This window comes from Niastella caeni (assembly GCF_004834005.1).
Taxonomy (GTDB): domain Bacteria; phylum Bacteroidota; class Bacteroidia; order Chitinophagales; family Chitinophagaceae; genus Niastella; species Niastella caeni.
This window is the reverse complement of record NZ_STFF01000001.1, coordinates 571089-588928: the sequence shown is the minus strand read 5'-3', so window position 1 is coordinate 588928 and position 17840 is coordinate 571089. Positions and strand designations below refer to the sequence as shown.

The window sequence follows — 17840 nt, the reverse complement described above, 5'->3', positions numbered from 1 at the left end:
TATGCAAGTGACACACAAAAACGGATTGGAGATGGAGAGTAAGGAAACCAGTTTAAACCAGTTGTGGAACCGTTATGCTTCTTACTGGCCATGGTTTGTATTTCTGTTGTTACTGGCAGTAGGAGCAGCCTGCTTGTTTATGCGGTATGCAATTCCTAAATACGAATCTACTGCCCGCCTGTTAATTAAAGATGAGAAAAAAGGCGTGGAAGATTCCAAAGGACTTGAATCGCTTAACCTGATATCTACCAAAAAGATATTGGAGAATGAAATGGAGGTGCTGCAATCACGCTCACTGGTAAAGGAAGTGGTTAACAATTTGCAATTGTATGCACCCGTTTATGAAGAACGGGAACTTGATTCCTGGCTGCCGAAAAATAAATGGATCTCCGAAAACACAAATAAAGCTTCTGCCTGGTTAGCGAAAAGAGGTGTTGCGCCGGGCGGATTGCCAGCCTATACAATTTCTCCGATCACTATTAAGGCAAAAAGCCCGGATAGCCTGAGAGAAGTAAAGAAAATACCTTTTACTTATAGCAAAGCCGAACAGAAAGTAATTATTGGTGTAGATAGCTTCCCGTTAAAAGAATGGGTACAAACGCCATATGGTACGTTACAATTTGAACCCAATAACCGATTGAGCGATACCGCTTATGTGCCCGAAGGTCAATTGTATTTCACCTTGCTGGAACCTAAAAAAGTAATTGCAGATATTCAGGACCGCCTGGTGATTGCCTCGGCCAGTAAACTATCTTCTATTTTGAATCTTACCATTCGCGATGAAGTGCCTGAACGTGGCGAGGATATATTAAATGAATTGCTGTCGGCCTATAACGTGGCAATGTTGAAAGATAAAAATACCCTTGCCGCAAATACGCTGCGCTTTGTTGAAGACAGGTTGAACCACGTAGCGCGTGACCTGAGCGGGATAGAAAATAAGATTGAAAAATATAAATCATCCCAGGAAGCAGTAGACGTGAGCGAGCAAGGTAAATTGTTCCTGGAGAATGTAAGCGCCAATGACCAGAAGTTGAGTGAAATAGATATGAAGCTGGCCGTACTTGACCAGGTAGAGCATTATGTAAAACAAAAAGATAACAACAGTAGCATTGCGCCTTCTACCCTGGGCGTAACCGATCCGGTGTTATCGAACCTGCTGGATAAATTATACGAGTTGGACCTGGAATATGAAAAGAAGAAAGGAACTACCGCTGAAAATAATCCGTTGCTTTCCTCGGTAACTGATCAGATCAACCGCATAAAACCAGGTATCCTGGAGAATATTCAAAACCAGCGAAGAAGTTTACAGGCAAGCAGAACTAACCTGGCTTCAACAAACAGTGGTTATACCTCCGTATTACAAACCATTCCTAAAAAGGAACGTGATCTCATTGAGATAAGCCGTCAGCAAAGCACCATGCAAAGCATTTATGCTTTCCTGCTGCAAAAGAAAGAGGAAACAGCGCTGTCCTATGCGGCGAACGTTTCTGATAGCCGCGTGGTGGATAGGGCCTCATCAACAGTAGTGCCGGTGAGTCCTAAAACGCCTGTTGTTTTTGCCATCGCTATTATAATTGCCCTGACTGTTGGTGTGGTTTGGATAACCCTGAAAGAATTATTCAACCGGAAGATCATGTACCGCCAGGATATTGAGCGACTGACAAATCATCCGATCATTGCAGAAATATCCGTCGATAAATCAAAGAACCCGATCGTGATCGGCGCCAACAACCGCACGTTTGTGGCAGAGCAGTTCCGTAAACTGCGGGTTGCGCTCAACTACCTCGGTGTGAATACTACGAATAAAAAGGTGCTGGTAACTTCCGGTATCTCCGGGGAAGGAAAGAGCTTTATTGCCACCAACCTGGCGTTAAGCATGGCCCTCACCGGTAAAAAAGTAGTGCTGCTTGAAATGGACCTGCATAGTCCGGCCATCAGTGAATACCTGAAGATCAGTGCTGATGTTGGTATTTCGAGTTATTTATTGGGAACCAGGGAACCTGAAGAAATTATTAGGCGAACAGAAGTAAACGAGAATTTATTCTTTGTTCCCGCGGGACCATTGTCGGCCAACCCAACAGAGTTGTTAATGAGCAACCGGTTGCCAGACTTACTGAATTACCTCGACGGCATTTTTGATTATATTATCATTGACTCGGCGCCTGTTGCGCCTGTAACCGACGCATATATTATCTCTCCATATTGCGATGCTACTTTATATATCATCAGGCATCGGCATACGCCAAAAGTGCTGGTAGAACAGATCGACAAGAACAGCAAGGTGAATATATTGAAGAACATGGCTATTGTATTTAATGGGATTCGCCCGCGTGGATTTGGCAAGCACCATTATGGTTATGGCTATGGGTATGGAGATGGCTATGCCTATAAAGAGAAAAGAAAACAAAAGACATCGTTTAAACCTGTATAAAGTGACGGATTAAAGGTGGGTCACCGAAAATTGGTGAAGGCTCACCTACTGTAAAACCAGATAGTCCGCAAACACCTCACGACAGCCCTGACATAGATTAGAAATTGATTGCCAGTTACAGGTGTCTGTAACTGAGTTGGGCGGAGCCTGTTCTTAACACAAACTTAAATGAAGGATATGGACACAAACAAGAAATGGTACGCTGTGTATACACGGCCCCGTTGGGAAAAAAAGGTAGCTGATCTGCTGGGTAAAAAGCATATAGAGAACTATTGTCCGCTAAACAAGGTAGTACGTCAATGGGCCGATAGAAAGAAGTTGGTGTATGAGCCTTTATTTACGTCCTATGTTTTTGTACACACCACTCCGCAGGAACACCTGGCAATAAAACAAACCGATGGCATCCTGAATTTTGTATACTGGCTCGGTCAGCCGGCTGTTATCCGCGAAGAAGAAATTGATGCGGTTAAACAATTCCTCAATGAATACCATGACGTTAAGTTGGAAAAGATAAACGTTAACATGCACGACCGGGTGAGAATCTCCAGCGGTCCGCTTATGGCGCATGAAGGCGATGTAATTGAAGTGAGAAGCAGAACGGTGAAAGTACATCTGCCTTCCCTGGGTTATGCCATGACCGCAGAAGTAGAAAAGGGCAACGTAGAGATAATACCAATCACAACTTCATACACCAATAACTATTTTTATAATGCGCTCTTCAGATAAGATCTTTGTCGCCGGTCATCGGGGAATGGTTGGCAGTGCAATTACCAGGAAATTGAAAGGGGCAGGGTACAATAACCTGATCACCCGTAGTTCCCGAGAACTGGACCTGCGCGATCAGTTAGCTGTAACCGAATTTTTTGAAACCGAACAACCTGATTATGTATTCCTGGCAGCCGCTAAAGTAGGAGGCATTGTAGCCAACAATACCTGGCGGGCCGATTTTCTATATGATAACCTGATGATTGAAAGCAACATTATTCACCAGGCACACAGAAGCGGGGTGAAGAAACTGCTGTTCCTCGGTTCTTCCTGTATTTATCCCAAACTGGCGCCCCAGCCATTAAAAGAAGAATATTTATTATCTGGCCTGTTGGAACCTTCCAACGAACCGTATGCCATTGCCAAGATTGCAGGTATTAAACTTTGCCAGGCGTATCGCGATCAGTATGGTTGCAATTTTATTTCAGTAATGCCAACCAATTTGTATGGCTTCAACGATAATTACGACCTGCAAAGCAGTCATGTGCTGCCTGCATTGATAAGAAAATTCCATGAAGCTAAAGAGCGGGAGGAACCGCAGGTAGTGATATGGGGAACCGGATCGCCGTTGCGTGAATTTATGCATGCAGATGATCTGGCCGATGCCTGCCTGCATTTAATGGAGCATTATAATGACAAAGCACCGGTTAACGTTGGTGTTGGCGAAGATATCAGTATCATACAATTGGCCGAACTGATCAAAAACCTGGTGGGCTACAAAGGGCGCATCGTACTGGATGCTACCAAGCCCGATGGCACCCCCCGAAAGATACTTGATGTAAGCAAACTGCATGCATTGGGCTGGCGTCATAAAATATCCCTGAAAGAAGGCTTGCGGCAGGTATATGAAGATTACATAACAACTCCCGAAAAAACAATGGCCTGATGGCAGGCCTGCTGCCGGCAGGTCCCATCTGAAAAAAAAATAACTATTCTCAAATGAAAACAGCGCTCATAACCGGAATCAACGGCCAGGACGGTGCGTACCTGGCGGAATTATTATTAGAGAAAGGATATATGGTACATGGCATAAAGCGGCGGTCGTCGCTCATCAATACCCATCGTATAGATCATTTGTACCAGGACCCGCATGAAAAGAATGTTCGCTTTCGGTTGCATTATGGCGATATGACCGACAGCACCAATCTGATCCGCATCATTCAGGAAACGCAGCCAGATGAAATTTATAACCTGGCCGCTATGAGCCATGTGAAAGTAAGTTTTGATACACCTGAGTACACGGCCAACGCCGATGGCATTGGCACTTTGCGATTACTGGAGGCGATCAGGATCCTGGGGCTGGAAAAGAAAACCCGTATTTACCAGGCTTCTACGTCTGAGTTGTACGGATTGGTGCAGGAAGTTCCGCAGAAAGAAACAACACCTTTTTATCCGCGCAGTCCGTATGCAGTAGCAAAACTGTACGCTTATTGGATCACGGTGAATTACCGGGAAGCGTATGGCATGTTCGCCTGCAATGGTATTTTGTTCAACCATGAAAGTCCATTACGCGGTGAAACCTTTGTTACGCGTAAAATAACCCGCGCTGCCGCCGCCATAGCACTTGGCTTACAGGATTGTTTGTTCCTGGGTAACCTGAACGCGCAACGCGACTGGGGCCATGCAAAGGATTATGTAGAAGCGATGTGGAAGATACTGCAACAGGAAACACCGGAAGATTTTGTGATTGCGACCGGCATCACCACCGAAGTGCGGGAATTTGTAAGAATGGCTTTTGCAGAGTTGGGCATTTTGCTGGAATTTACCGGTGAAGGCTTGCATGAACGCGGTTTTGTGGCTGCCTGTACCAACGACAACTATCAATTGGAATTAGGTAAACAGGTGGTGGCTGTGGATCCCAATTACTTCCGGCCTACTGAAGTGGAATTATTAATAGGTGATGCTACCAAAGCGAAAACCAAACTGGCCTGGGAACCAAAGTATGATCTTTCTATGCTCGTAAAAGAAATGGTAGAGAGTGATGTAATAGAAATTGAAAAGTCAGGTAAAGTACAATTTGAACATTTGATAAGCTGATAGTGAGTTCTTACAGAACTTTCCAAATCATATTATATGCAATCACTGATGGTGGTTTTAACCGCCGCAGCTATTCTGGTATTTGTAGTTTGTGTGTTGTTCAGCAGGCAACCCAGGCGAACCTATCTTTTGTATATGTTGTTCGCCCTGCCGCTGATAGATCTGAAAATTACGCCTTATCAATGGGGAAGCCTGTCCCTGTTCGACGGGTTTTCCTATGTTATGCTGTTAATGCAGTATAAGGATTTCATGAGTATTTATAAACCGAACCGGTTTTATTTTGGTGGTTTTTGTACGTTGATACTCTTATTACTGCTTGGCAGCCTTACCTCATCCTTCATCACCAATTCCTTATTAACCATTTTAACGGTCTTTCCGGTTTTTATTTATGCGCGCCTGTTGATGGTAGAGTGTGTGCATGATCAGAAGTTCATAAACAAAATGGTGAATGGATTACAGTTTGCCTGCCTGTTTTCCATGGTATTCCTGGCGGCACAGTTGGTGGTGGGGCTCAACCTGCGGTTCTATTCGGAATTAAACCAGAATACATTAGACAGCAACGGTATTCGCTATCCCAGTTTCTTTCACGATTCGCAGAAATATGCCCAGTTCCTGGCTATGCTGAGCTTTTTGTTCCTGATAAACAACAAAAATATTCAACGGCCCGGGTTTAAGAACCTGTTGCTTTTTTTGTCGGTGGCCGTAGCTATTTTCTTAACCGGCGGACGATCGGCATTCCTGGGATTAAGCGCTGGTGTGCTGTTCCTGTTATTGTTCGCCGGCATGCAATATAAAAAGTACATCATTGTTGGGTGTTTGGCCGGTGGGTTGGTGATCGCTTTCTTTTCCAAATCACTGATCATGTTTAACCGCAAGGATGATTTTAATAACTCCTTCGATTTCAGGGCTACCATTTGGCAGGAGGCGTATGATATTTACCGGGCGCATCCTTTTTTAGGTATTGGCATTGGAAATTATAAAGATTATGTTTCGCGGTATGCGCAGGACCAATACCTGGTACTGGAAGATGAGATCATTTTCCTTGATCAGCCTGAGAATGGATATTTGAAAATACTAACGGAGTTCGGTGGGCCGGCATTTATAGTGGCATTCATTCTTATTGTGGGTCCTGCCATTGGCGCCATACGGGCCTGGGTAAAAAAACAGGCAGATGGCCGGGTCCTGCTCTTTATAGCGCCCATCATCTGCTGGCTGGTATCCTTTATATCGCTGTACTCTATAACCGATAGAAGGAATCTGATTGTGCTGATATGCCTGTCAACATTCCTGATCTATTTATCAAATCGTTCAAAAATTGTTGATGAAGAGCAACCTGATGCAGCAAACAATGAACTTGTTTAAGTCAAGGTTAATAAAAAACAGCTTCTGGGGCATTGCGGCCAACGGCCTGCAAAGTATTTTGCTCAGTTTGTTTTTTGTGATAATAGCGCGCAAGTACACCACGGGTGAATTTGCCTTCTTTCTTATTGCCAATACTATTTATCAATTCCTGGCTGCCTTTTCAACGCTGGGTTTAGGGCAATGGTTTACCCGCGAGCTGGTTGATATTACCGACAGGCAGGAGTTGGTAAGCCGGTTTATTAAAATACAATTGTACAGCGGTTGCTTTTTTTATGTATGTAGTGTAATCACCGCCTTCCTGTTGTACCACGACCCGGTGTTGCAATACCTGATCGTATTGCTGGGCGTGAACATTATTTTCGATAATATCATCTACGCCATCAAATCGTTGAACATAGCCGAGTTCAACCAGAACAAAACTTTTATCATTCTAATCATAGATTCTATCCTCAGGTTCGCTATCGGTTGCCTGCTGTTCCTTTTTCCGTTCTCTATTATGACTCTGTGTATTTCAATGATAGCGGTACGGTTTATAACACTGAATTTTTTCCTGGGCTTTGGTTCGTCGAAGACCATCAGCCTGCGTTCCTTATGGAATTACCCGCTGGCCTGGAGTGAAGTTAAAAAGATCGTGTTTGCCAACTGGCCGTTTATTATCATCGGCAGTGTTTCTATTGCATATTGGCGCATTTCCAATATCATTATTTCAAAGACGTTGCCATTGGCGGATGTTGCGCATTTTGAGATCTCTTTCCGGGTGTTTGCCATTGCACAGATCTTACCATTGATTGTATCCATGTCGGTATTTCCCGCATTGGTACAACAATTCAAGACCGGCACCTTTCACGATTTCAGGAACTATTATAGCAAGGTGTTCAATTATTATTTATTGTTCGGGTTGTTTGCCTACACCTTCATTTACTCTTTTGCCGACACTTTGATCCCCTGGGCTTTCGGAAGCGCCTATAATGCTACCGGCGCTTTTACAAAAGAAATGTTTTTAACGATCCTGATCTTCCCGACAGCGCTGTTACAGGCCAACGTGCTGGTGGCTATGAATATGGAACGGGCCGATATGTGGATCAATGTAACCAGCCTGGTGCTGAACGTAGTATTTTGTTTTGCCGGCTTTATGTTTGTAAAAAGTCTTACTACGGTAAACCTGGCCATCTTTTTTTCTTTCCTGATATTTCATATTTGCCAGGACGTGCTATTGGTTCGTAAGGGCATGGTAACGATAGGGCATGTGTTAAAATTCTATTTGCTGACCGGGTTACTGGTTGTTATATACATCTTATTATCATTTAAATTTTCACCAATCGTATTATTTACCGGTTATTGGTTGTTGATAGTGATCATTGTTGCCATTGTTACCGGCAACAGATTGAATGATGCCCGAAGTGCCTTGAAGCCGGTCCCCTGAAACCTGTACCCTGTAACTTGAAACTATTATACCATGACAGTTGTTTATTACATGCAGGTAGCTTTTTTGGATGTGTCTATTGAGTTGATCAATGTACTTAAAAAGCACGTGCAGTTGCATGTGTTGATCGAGTTAACGCCGCATGGCAGGAATATGACGATCCTGGAGATCGATCAGTTTCCCGAAGGGAAAACGCTGGTAAAGCCGGAAGAAATACTTACCAGGGAAAGTTACCAGAATTTGAAACCTTATTTTAACGGCGCCGCCAGTGTGCATTTTGTCATCCATCCGCATAAAACAGGATTTTCCTATAGCACATTACAGGTTTCATTCAACGTGTGGAAATACATCAGGCAATTCAGGCCCGATATTATCCATTTTGAAACTTTTAGTCTTCGGGCCATTGGCATGTTGCTCTATTTAAAAGCATTCAAGAACGTCTGCATCACCATCCACGATCCGGTTCCGCATAGCGGAGAAGATAGCTGGAAGATAAGTCTGCCGCGTACTTTCTTTTTTAACATGCCGGTTAAGAAGAATTACCTGTTCTACTCGCATTTTGCGAAGAAGCAATTCGAGCAGCATTATAAAAAACGAAAGCAAACCAAAATGGTGCTGAAGATGAGCCCATATGGTTATTTACAAAAACTGGTAACGGCTGAACAAGAGAAAAAGAAACACATTTTATTCTTTGGCCGGTTATCGCCATACAAGGGAATTGATGATCTGTTGCAGGCCATGCCAGAAGTGTTTAGGGAATTTCCGCAGGAGAAATTGATCATAGCCGGCAAACGGTTTCCGGGGTTTGCTATTAACGATGGTATGTTGAGCACGTATAAGAATAACATTACACTGATTGAAAAGCATATTCCCAACGATGAGCTGGCCACATTGATACAGGAAGCGAAATTTATTGTTTGTCCGTATAAAGACGCTACGCAAAGCGGGGTATTGATGACCGCCTTTGGGTTAAAGACACCGGTAATAGCTACGGATGTGGGTTCTTTCCCCGAGTTTATAAAACACGATGTGAATGGTTTGCTGGTGCCACCCAGTGATCCGGAAAAGCTGGCGGCAGGTATCCGGTTCGCCTTACGAAACGACCATTATAAAACTTTAGCACAAAACATCAATCACCACCAGGTAGAAGAGTTGTGGAGCAGGAATACCGAGATTTTGTTACATGCGTACGCATCTTAAGGGTACCGGTTGCCGGTTCCCCATTGCCAGGACCTAAGTTTCAGCATGCCGGCAGATAATCAGCCTGCTTTTGATTTGAGACCGGTAACTGGTATCAGGTAGCTGGTAACTGAATTTGAGCCCCACTAGCTACTTACTACTAGCCGATTCACGATTGCCGATTCACGACTTGTGCACCGAAGCCTGGGCGAAGGTGGATGCAACATTCACGTTTGCCGTTTCACGTTTTTTGATTGCCCATTTGAAAGAAATCATCGACATCCATTGTCGATCTCCCTTCACCATAACCTTTAATCATTATGAATTTTATTGAATTTATCTTCCAGGACTGGGCCGCCAATAGCACCAGTGCGAAAGGTCGCGTGATCCTGTTATTATTCAGGATCGCCAATTTCTGCACTACCCGTAAAATTTATTATTACCTGGGGTATCCCTATCGCATTTTTTACAAGATCCTCGTTGAATGGTTCTTTTGTATTGAAATTCCATGGAATACCAAAATTGGCCGCGGACTAAGGATCTATCACGGGCAGGGGCTGGTATTGAACAGCCAGGTTGTAATAGGGAATTATTGTACGCTACGGCATTGCACTACTATCGGTAATAAACAGCTGCCAACCGGGGCCATCTCGGTGTCGCCGGTGATCGGCAATTACGTAGAGGTAGGCTGTAATGCGTGCATTATAGGAGAAATAACAATCGGTGATCACGTTACCATTGGCTGTGGCTCGGTGGTGACCAAAAGTATGCCTGCTAATGCAGTCGTGGCTGGTAACCCGGCTGTACAAATCAAAACACGGCTGCAAGCGGTAGAAGTGGCATAAAATACTTCAGCAAGCAAACAGCAATCTTTTATGAAGAAGGTTTTATTAAGTGCATATGCCTGCTCGCCTATTAAAGGAAGTGAGCCGGGTAACGGATGGAGTTGGGCGCTCAACCTGGCCCTGCAGGGATATGAGGTGTGGTGTTTGACCAATGTAGAAGACCGGGAGGCTACAGAAGCGGAACTGCAAAAACTGGGGTTGCCCAATCTGCATATCGTTTTTGTAGAGCTGGCATTGAACCTCGATAAAATGTTGTTGAACACTTCTTCCAAAACCATCTACTTACATTACTATTTATGGCGGAAGAAAGCAGCCGGTATCGCAGTACAGTTGCATAAGAAATTGCGGTTTGACGTAGCGCATCATGTTACGTTCGGCAGTTTTCAGCAAGGCACTTTTTTATGGAAGCTAAAAAATACCCGGATCATATTTGGTCCGGTGGGTGGCGGACAGGAAGCATTGCCTGCATTCAAAGATTATTTTGGACCGGCCTGGAGAATTGAAAGAATACGGAGCCTGATCTCAAAGCTGAGCATAAAATTCAGCAACAACTTAAAGAATACGGTTACCCGTTCAGATCATATTCTTGTAACCAACCAGGATACCGCCAACATAGTGCAAAAGATACGGTCAGCAGAAGCTGGTAATGTTCACCTGATCCTGGATAATGCGATCCCGTTATCTATGCAGCATATGGAGTTCATAGAACGAAAGCCAGGCAGGCAACTGAACCTGCTATGGGTAGGGCGCATGTTGCCTCGAAAAGGGTTGAACCTTATTCTGCATGCGTTGTCACTGGTGCCCGAAGACGTAGACTATACGTTCACCATAGTGGGTGGGGGAGAGCAATACCAATTCCTGCCGGGATGGATAGAGCAATATGGATTAGACACAAAGCGGTTGCGGATATTAGGACAAATTCCGTTTAATGAAGTGGTGCACCACTATGAACAGGCAGATGTTTTTATTTTCTGCTCGTTGCGTGATTCCTGCCCGGCCCAGTTAAACGAAGCCATGGCGTTCGGGTTGCCGGTGATCACATTGGATATTCATGGTTCCGCCCTGGCAGTAAGTAACGAATGTGGCATTAAAATAAAGCCTTCAACAAAAGAGAACACGGCACTTGATATAGCCAAAGCAATAACCAGGTTGTATAAAGATGTTGAATTAAGAAAGAAATGCTCTGTTAACGCATACAATTATGCCAAGGGAAATACCTGGGAACGCAAAGTGCATTTAATAACCTCTCAATTCTACAATTAATGGCTCAGCGGATATTGGTGGGAGTTCCGCCAAAACATCACGTTCTTTTATCGCACGACGAGATCGATGGTTTTACCGATCTGGGGTACACCTGCAAACCGGTACCATACGGTCGTAATGATAGTTCGGCCGGCAAAATAAAAAAGCTATGGGGTGTAATAGCGAAGGCCCTGAACATCGTGAAAGAGTTGTATGCTTTTTCACCGGATATCTTATACCTGAACTCCCGGTTTGAACCGGTAGGTACAACCCGTGATTTTATTACAGTTTTGATCATAAAGCTTTTTTATTTACGCCGCGTAAAAATTGTTATAAAGACCCACGGTTCCGATGTATCTGTGCTGCAGCAGGCCTCATTTTTTTACCGGAAGCTGATGATACCATTTTTGAGAAAGCATGTAGATGCCTGGTTCTTTTTATCGAATGAAGAAAAAGAAATGGTGCGGCAATATGACGAAGCGCTTGCCCGGAAAATATTTATTACTGCCAATATCGTTGACCCCGGCAGGTCGGTGGCATCTGTTGAATTCAGGGAAAAGTATGCGCTGGATGAACAAAAGTTCAAAGTGTTGTTTGTTGGCCGCATAGTACGGGAGAAAGGCGTTTTTAGTTTGTTGGAAAGTATACCCATGCTTACGTGTAAAGATGATTGCCAGTTTGTATTTGTGGGCGATGGCCCCGACCTGGAAAAGCTGAAGAAGAGAACGGAAGCATTGGAGATTACGAAGTTTACGCGTTTCCCGGGATTTATACCCGATCATGAATGCGATCATTTTTATGCCAATGCCGACATGCTCGCATTCCCTACTTATTTCAACGAAGGGTTCCCGATGGCCCTGTTTAAATCGGTAGCCGCTGGTTTACCGGTCATCACTACCCGCATCAGGGCGGCCAGGGACCATTTGTCCTCGCCTGATAATGTGTTATGGGTAGATGGAGAATCGCCCGAAAGTGTAGCAAAAGCCATTAATACCTTATACGAAAATCATGCATTGCGCAAAACCATGTCGGAGAACAACCGGCAGATTGCCAAAAAGTTTTCACGCGGCCAGGTTTGTGCCGGCATGCATGAAGTAATGATGTCTATTAACCACGCATAAATAACTGCTTCTGCCAGCACCGATTCGTCAACAACCCGGAAACTAATCAATATGTCGATTGTAAATGTAATCAGGCAAATACGAGATCTTTTGCTTCGTAAAGTGCTGTACAGAAGGTATAGCATAGCAAAAGGATTTCATGCCGGATTACGGGTACGTATTTGGGGTAGGCAAAAAGTAGTGATCGGCCGTAATTTCTATATTGGCAGGGATTCCTTTATTGAAGCAGATGTGATCATTGGCGATAACGTCATGTTCGGCAACCGGGTGGCCATTATAGGTAGATACGACCATCACTATCAACAGCCAGGTGTACCAATGCGCCTGGCAGCACAGATCCGCGATCCTGCATATAAATGGAAGGGGCTGGGCATGATTACCATCATCGAAGACGATGTATGGATCGGTTATGGTGCTACTGTTATGGGCGGTATTAAGATCGGTGAGGGAAGCATTATCGGCGCCGGTTCGCTGGTAACAAAAGACGTGGAGCCCTATTCCATTTATGCAGGCGTGCCCGCCCGAAAAGTACGAAGCAGGTTCGATAATGACGTAGACCTGCAAACCCATCTTAAACTGGTTCAATCCAAATACTACGGCAAACTGTAAAATCTTCATCCCTAAAATACTTATTGGTATGGAAAGGAAAAGCATCATCAATTTTGGCATTACTACGGGTAATTATTCTTCATTCGTCAATCACATTGTAACGCTGGCGCATCATAAGGAGTCTGCCAACGTATGTGTGGCCAATGTGCACATGTTTATTGAAGCGTACAAGGACAAAACGTTCAATAGTATCATCAACGACGCTACGGTGGTAACACCCGATGGCAAACCGCTCACCTGGGTGTTGCGCTATGTGTATGGCATCAGGCAGGATCGTGTAGCCGGTATGGACCTGTTACCCGATCTATTGCAACAAATGATGTTGAAGAAGTTGCCGGCCTTTTTCTATGGCGGTACGCCTGCGTTGCTGGAGAAAACAGAGAATTATCTGCGATATGCATTTCCCGATCTGCCTGTTGCCGGTATGTACAGTCCGCCGTTCAGGCCGGCTACCAAAGAAGAAGAAGACAAGTTGGTAGATAAGATCAATAGCTCGGGCGCTGCCGTGGTGCTGGTAATACTCGGTTGTCCCAAGCAGGAAAGATGGATGGCCTCTATGAAAGGGCGCATCAATGCCGTAATGATCGGGGTAGGCGGTGCTTTACCGGTAATGGTGGGCATGCAAAAAAGAGCGCCGGCGTGGTTACAGCATCTGGGGCTGGAGTGGTTGTTCCGTTTAATGCAGGAGCCGCGCCGATTGTTCCGCCGCTATGTGATTACCAATTCGTTGTTTATTTATTTATTCTTCAAGAAGATTTTTAATAGGCAACGAGGCATAAAGGCATAATGGGAATAAGGCAATGTGCTAATTAGCTATTGTGCCAATTGAAAGGCAGTGATGGAAAGCTTAAAGCCTAAAGCCAAAAGATCAAGAAATACTGCACCTGCATTTGCTTACGGCTTATAGCCTTGTATTCTGCGGGCAGTTTGCAGCGTGTAACCGTTTTTCGATTCACCATTGACCATTCCCCATTCACGACAAACCTGTGAGTTATGAATAACAGATTCTTACGCCATTTACAATTGACCTTACTGGCCATGGACCTGATGGCCATCAACATAGTGTTTTTTATTGCGCGGTTCTTCTTTCAACGCGAAATGTTGATAGAGGCGTATGTTGAGTACACCTATTTTGGTGTTTATTTAAACGTTGCCTGGCTGGTGGTGTCCTTATCGGGAAATGTATACCATGAGCGGAATATATTTTCCTTCGAATTGTTTGCCGGACGATCGACCCGTGCCTTTTTGTATTTTCTGCTCATGATCTGCGGCTTTCTGTTCTTCTCGCATTTCTTTATCATTTCCCGGTTATTTATTGCTACCATAATAGTAGGTATTCCATTGCTGCTGGTCTGTAACCGCTTTTTGTACCTGGCCGTATATCATTATTTTAAAAAGAAAGATTTCTTTCATAATAAAGTGATCGTGCTGGGGTATAACGACCTGTCGAGGAAACTGGTTGATTACCTGGAAGAAGATGGCGTAAATAAAGAGGTGGTGGGTTATTGTGAGGAGTTGGAGAATATTCATGAACTATCGCGTTATCCTATTTTAGGTAATATCAATGGCGCGCTGGATGTTTGCAAACGGTATGGCGCTACCGAAATATATTCTACCATTGTGCCGGAGCAGAACCCGGGTATCTACCGGCTTATCAAGAATGCCGACCAGAATTGTATCCGCTTCAGGATAGTACCCGACATTGGCGCCCTGGTAAAACGACAGGTGTATATCGACTATCTAAATGAAATTCCCGTTCTTTCCCTGCGCCGGGAGCCGTTAGATGACCTGGGCAATAAGATCAAAAAACGATTATTTGATATTGTGGTGAGCGCATTGGTGCTCGTGTTCATTCTTTCCTGGTTGATCCCAATTATTGGGTTGCTTATAAAACTGGAATCAAAAGGGCCTGTCTTTTTCCGCCAGCAACGAAGCGGGCAGGACAATAAAAGCTTCTGGTGTTGGAAATTCAGAAGCATGACGGTGAACGACAATGCGAATGTATTGCAGGCTACCCGCAATGATGCGCGCATTACTAAACTGGGACAATTCTTACGCAGGACGAGCCTCGATGAATTTCCGCAATTTATAAATGTATTAATGGGCGATATGAGCATCGTAGGCCCACGGCCGCACATGTTAAAGCACACGGCCGATTATTCAAAGATCATCGATGAATATATGATCCGTCAGTTCCTGAAGCCAGGCATTACCGGCTGGGCGCAGGTGAATGGTTTCAGGGGTGAAACAAAAACGCTCGATCAAATGAAGAAGCGGGTGGAGTACGACCTGTGGTATATGGAGAACTGGAGCATGTGGCTGGACCTTAAAATTATTTTCCTGACGGTATTTAACACTATAAAAGGCGAAGAAAATGCATTCTAACACAAATGTGACGAAAGCGACTAGATACCGGTTAGAGGGTGCGGGTAAAACGGCCTTGTTTGTTGTTTTACTTACTCTCACCGGTGTATTTTGTGAGTGGCCCAATTTTCATCCCGAACATTTCTTTGGCGCCAATTATCATTGGTGGCTCGATATGGTTTTTCATGGCGGGTATTATTTCGCGATCACTGCATTTCTTTATATTGTTTTTTGCAAAGGCCGCTATAAGTTTTTATTCTGGCTGGCTATTTTATTATCCTCCTGTTTTTTTGAAGCACTACAATCCTTTGTACCCGGAAGGTCCGTTTCTTTATTGGACCTGACCAGTAATTTCCTGGGCATCTCGCTCGCTACATTAATTTGTTCCCTGTTTTACAGGTGATCCATATCCTGATGAAAAAACAAACTATCCGAATGATGAAACCACGGATCCTATTCATAGTTCAGCTTCCGCCCCCCATTCACGGTGTAACCGTAATGAACCAGTACACGGTTGATAATCCCGGCTGGCAATCAAAGTATGAGGTAAAAACATTGCCCTTGCATTTTGGCCAAACCCTGGATGATATTGGTAAAATAACGCCGCTGAAGATGTTGCACATGGTGGGCTTTCTTTTCAGGCTCTTCCGCATTCTCATCACCTTCAAACCCTCCCTGGTATATTTCACGATCGTGCCTACCGGAAAAATATTTTACCGGGATGCGCTGATCACGAGTTTGATCAAGCGCTTCTGCCGTTGCATCGTTTTCCATCTGCATAAAAGAGGTATTGAGGAAATGGCGAATAATAGCCGCCATAAAAGATGGTTGTTGCGGAAAACATTCACAGGTGTAGCGGCCATCTGCCTTTCTGAAAAGCTAACGGCGGATATCCGTACGGTGTATAAGCCCGATCCGTATGTGCTGCCAAATGGTATTGAGGTCGTGAGCACACGCATTATAAAGCGAAACAATGGCGCCCCCCGCATATTGTACCTTTCTAACCTGGTAAAAAGTAAAGGGATCGAAATATTTCTGCACAGCCTTGCTGAGTTGCATCAGCAGGGTTGCCGGTTTCATGCAAGGGTAGTGGGAGCGCCGGTAGATTATCCTATTGAACAGGCAAAGGCTTTTTGTGCTGCTGCCGGTATTGCGCATTTGGTTGACGTAATTGGTCCGAAGTTTGGCCCCGATAAGTTTGAAGAACTGGAATTGGCAGACATTTTTGTGCTGCCGTCTTTTACTGAATGTGTTCCGCTTTCTATATTGGAAGCCATGCAATTCGGTATCCCGGTAGTGGCCACCAGCGTAGGCGGCATTCCCGATATTTTACAGGATGGCGTGAACGGGTTGCTGGTATCCCCCGGCAGTTCACAAGAACTGTCTGAGAGACTGAAACAATTATTGCTTGATAAAACGGCAAGGATACAAATGGGCTACAGCGCCCGTGAGCGTTTTATGCAGAAATATACATTGGAAAAATTTTATGATGGGCTCACAGGTATTTTTGAGCAGGTGTTGAAAGGTAAAATGCACAATTAAGAAAGGTGTGCTTCATCTTTCTATATTCAGTATTTTAGTGTCGGGAATAAAATGCCTGCCATACCATGAAGCTATATAAAACAAGCAAAGGGACCGTATTACAGTTTAAAGAGGAATATTATGTATTGCCGCACGACTGGGATACATTGATCAACCGCGATAATTTATACGCATTTTTGCTGTCGGCATATTTGAGTGGAAAGAAATTAACCGTGGAGCAGGCGGAAGAATGGAATCGGGAATATGTACTGCCGCCCATTGGTTCGCAGGAAGTGTGGGCTGCCGGTGTTACATATTTGCGAAGCCGCGATGCCCGTATGGAAGAATCAAAAGATACCGGTGGGGCAGATTGCTATCAACGCGTATATGAAGCAGAGCGCCCGGAGTTATTCTTCAAGGCATTGCCGCATCGGGTAGCTGGTCACGGGCAAACCGTGTACATCCGCAAAGATTCTACCTGGAATGTGCCCGAGCCTGAACTGGCCTTATACATTAACGCGGCAGGCGTTATTCAGGGGTATACCATCGGCAACGATATGAGTTCAAGAAGTATTGAAGGAGAGAACCCCTTGTATTTGCCGCAAGCCAAAGTATACGAGAAAAGCGCCGGGCTGGGACCTTGTTTATATGTTACCGAACACCCGATTTCCGCTGAGACGGGAATTTATATGACCATTCATCGCAGTGACAAAAAGATGTATGAAGGCAGTACAACCATCAGCCGCATGAAGCGGTTATTGCCGGAACTGGTTTCTTATTTGTATCGCGAATGCGACTTCCCTACAGGCTGTTTTTTAATGACCGGTACCTGCCTGGTGCCGCCAGCCGATTTCACCTTACAACCAAACGACCGGGTTACCATCAGCATCGATGGCATTGGTACGCTGGTGAATATTGTTGATGTAAAAGGAAGGGAGTAA

The 17840-nt window shown here is 44.6% G+C and carries 16 protein-coding genes; all 16 read left to right on the top strand.

The window, feature by feature from the left end; genetic code table 11:
* Window position 1 precedes the first annotated feature (1 nt).
* The 16 genes from FAM09_RS02330 (at window position 2) to FAM09_RS02255 (ending at window position 17840) form a co-directional block, all read left to right on the top strand.
* A complete protein-coding gene (locus FAM09_RS02330; RefSeq protein ID WP_136575467.1) occupies window positions 2-2431 on the top strand; it encodes a GumC family protein in 2430 nt (809 codons plus the stop codon).
* A gap of 177 nt (window positions 2432-2608) precedes the next feature.
* Window positions 2609-3157, top strand: coding sequence for a UpxY family transcription antiterminator (locus tag FAM09_RS02325; RefSeq protein WP_136575466.1), 549 nt, complete (start codon window positions 2609-2611; stop codon window positions 3155-3157).
* A complete protein-coding gene (fcl, locus tag FAM09_RS02320; RefSeq protein ID WP_136575465.1) occupies window positions 3141-4082 on the top strand; it encodes a GDP-L-fucose synthase in 942 nt (313 codons plus the stop codon). Before FAM09_RS02325 ends, fcl begins: the two co-directional genes overlap by 17 nt.
* Window positions 4083-4135: 53 nt before the next feature.
* Entirely contained in the window at window positions 4136-5233 is a 1098-nt protein-coding gene (gmd, locus tag FAM09_RS02315) for a GDP-mannose 4,6-dehydratase (protein ID WP_136575464.1), read from the top strand.
* 36 nt (window positions 5234-5269) lie between these two features.
* A complete protein-coding gene (locus FAM09_RS02310) occupies window positions 5270-6595 on the top strand; it encodes an O-antigen ligase family protein (protein ID WP_136575463.1) in 1326 nt (441 codons plus the stop codon).
* The gene (locus FAM09_RS02305; RefSeq protein ID WP_136575462.1) at window positions 6555-8018 is read left to right on the top strand and encodes a lipopolysaccharide biosynthesis protein; all 1464 of its coding nucleotides are present in this window, start codon (window positions 6555-6557) and stop codon (window positions 8016-8018) included. Before FAM09_RS02310 ends, FAM09_RS02305 begins: the two co-directional genes overlap by 41 nt.
* A 33-nt stretch (window positions 8019-8051) precedes the next feature.
* Window positions 8052-9218, top strand: coding sequence for a glycosyltransferase family 4 protein (locus tag FAM09_RS02300; protein WP_136575461.1), 1167 nt, complete (start codon window positions 8052-8054; stop codon window positions 9216-9218).
* Window positions 9219-9517: 299 nt separating this feature from the next.
* Window positions 9518-10042, top strand: coding sequence for a serine O-acetyltransferase (locus tag FAM09_RS02295; RefSeq protein WP_136575460.1), 525 nt, complete (start codon window positions 9518-9520; stop codon window positions 10040-10042).
* A gap of 30 nt (window positions 10043-10072) precedes the next feature.
* Window positions 10073-11305: a glycosyltransferase family 4 protein gene (locus FAM09_RS02290; protein ID WP_136575459.1), complete on the top strand. Its 1233-nt coding sequence runs from the start codon at window positions 10073-10075 to the stop codon at window positions 11303-11305.
* On the top strand, window positions 11305-12405 hold the full coding sequence (locus tag FAM09_RS02285; RefSeq protein WP_136575458.1) for a glycosyltransferase family 4 protein: 1101 nt from the start codon (window positions 11305-11307) through the stop codon (window positions 12403-12405). The genes FAM09_RS02290 and FAM09_RS02285 overlap by 1 nt, the downstream gene beginning before the upstream one ends.
* A 51-nt stretch (window positions 12406-12456) precedes the next feature.
* Window positions 12457-13014, top strand: a complete 558-nt coding sequence (locus tag FAM09_RS02280) for an acyltransferase (protein WP_136575457.1) — start codon at window positions 12457-12459, stop codon at window positions 13012-13014.
* A gap of 28 nt (window positions 13015-13042) precedes the next feature.
* Window positions 13043-13801 carry a WecB/TagA/CpsF family glycosyltransferase gene (locus FAM09_RS02275; protein WP_136575456.1) on the top strand — a complete coding sequence of 253 codons (759 nt, stop codon included), beginning with the start codon at window positions 13043-13045 and terminating at the stop codon, window positions 13799-13801.
* Between the two features lie 206 nt (window positions 13802-14007).
* Window positions 14008-15399, top strand: coding sequence for an undecaprenyl-phosphate glucose phosphotransferase (locus FAM09_RS02270; protein ID WP_136575455.1), 1392 nt, complete (start codon window positions 14008-14010; stop codon window positions 15397-15399).
* Complete coding sequence (locus tag FAM09_RS02265) at window positions 15389-15781, top strand: VanZ family protein (RefSeq protein ID WP_136575454.1); 393 nt, start codon at window positions 15389-15391, stop codon at window positions 15779-15781. The genes FAM09_RS02270 and FAM09_RS02265 overlap by 11 nt, the downstream gene beginning before the upstream one ends.
* Window positions 15782-15816: 35 nt before the next feature.
* Window positions 15817-16920, top strand: a complete 1104-nt coding sequence (locus tag FAM09_RS02260) for a glycosyltransferase family 4 protein (protein ID WP_166437002.1) — start codon at window positions 15817-15819, stop codon at window positions 16918-16920.
* A 65-nt stretch (window positions 16921-16985) separates the two neighbouring features.
* Complete coding sequence (locus FAM09_RS02255) at window positions 16986-17840, top strand: fumarylacetoacetate hydrolase family protein (protein ID WP_136575452.1); 855 nt, start codon at window positions 16986-16988, stop codon at window positions 17838-17840.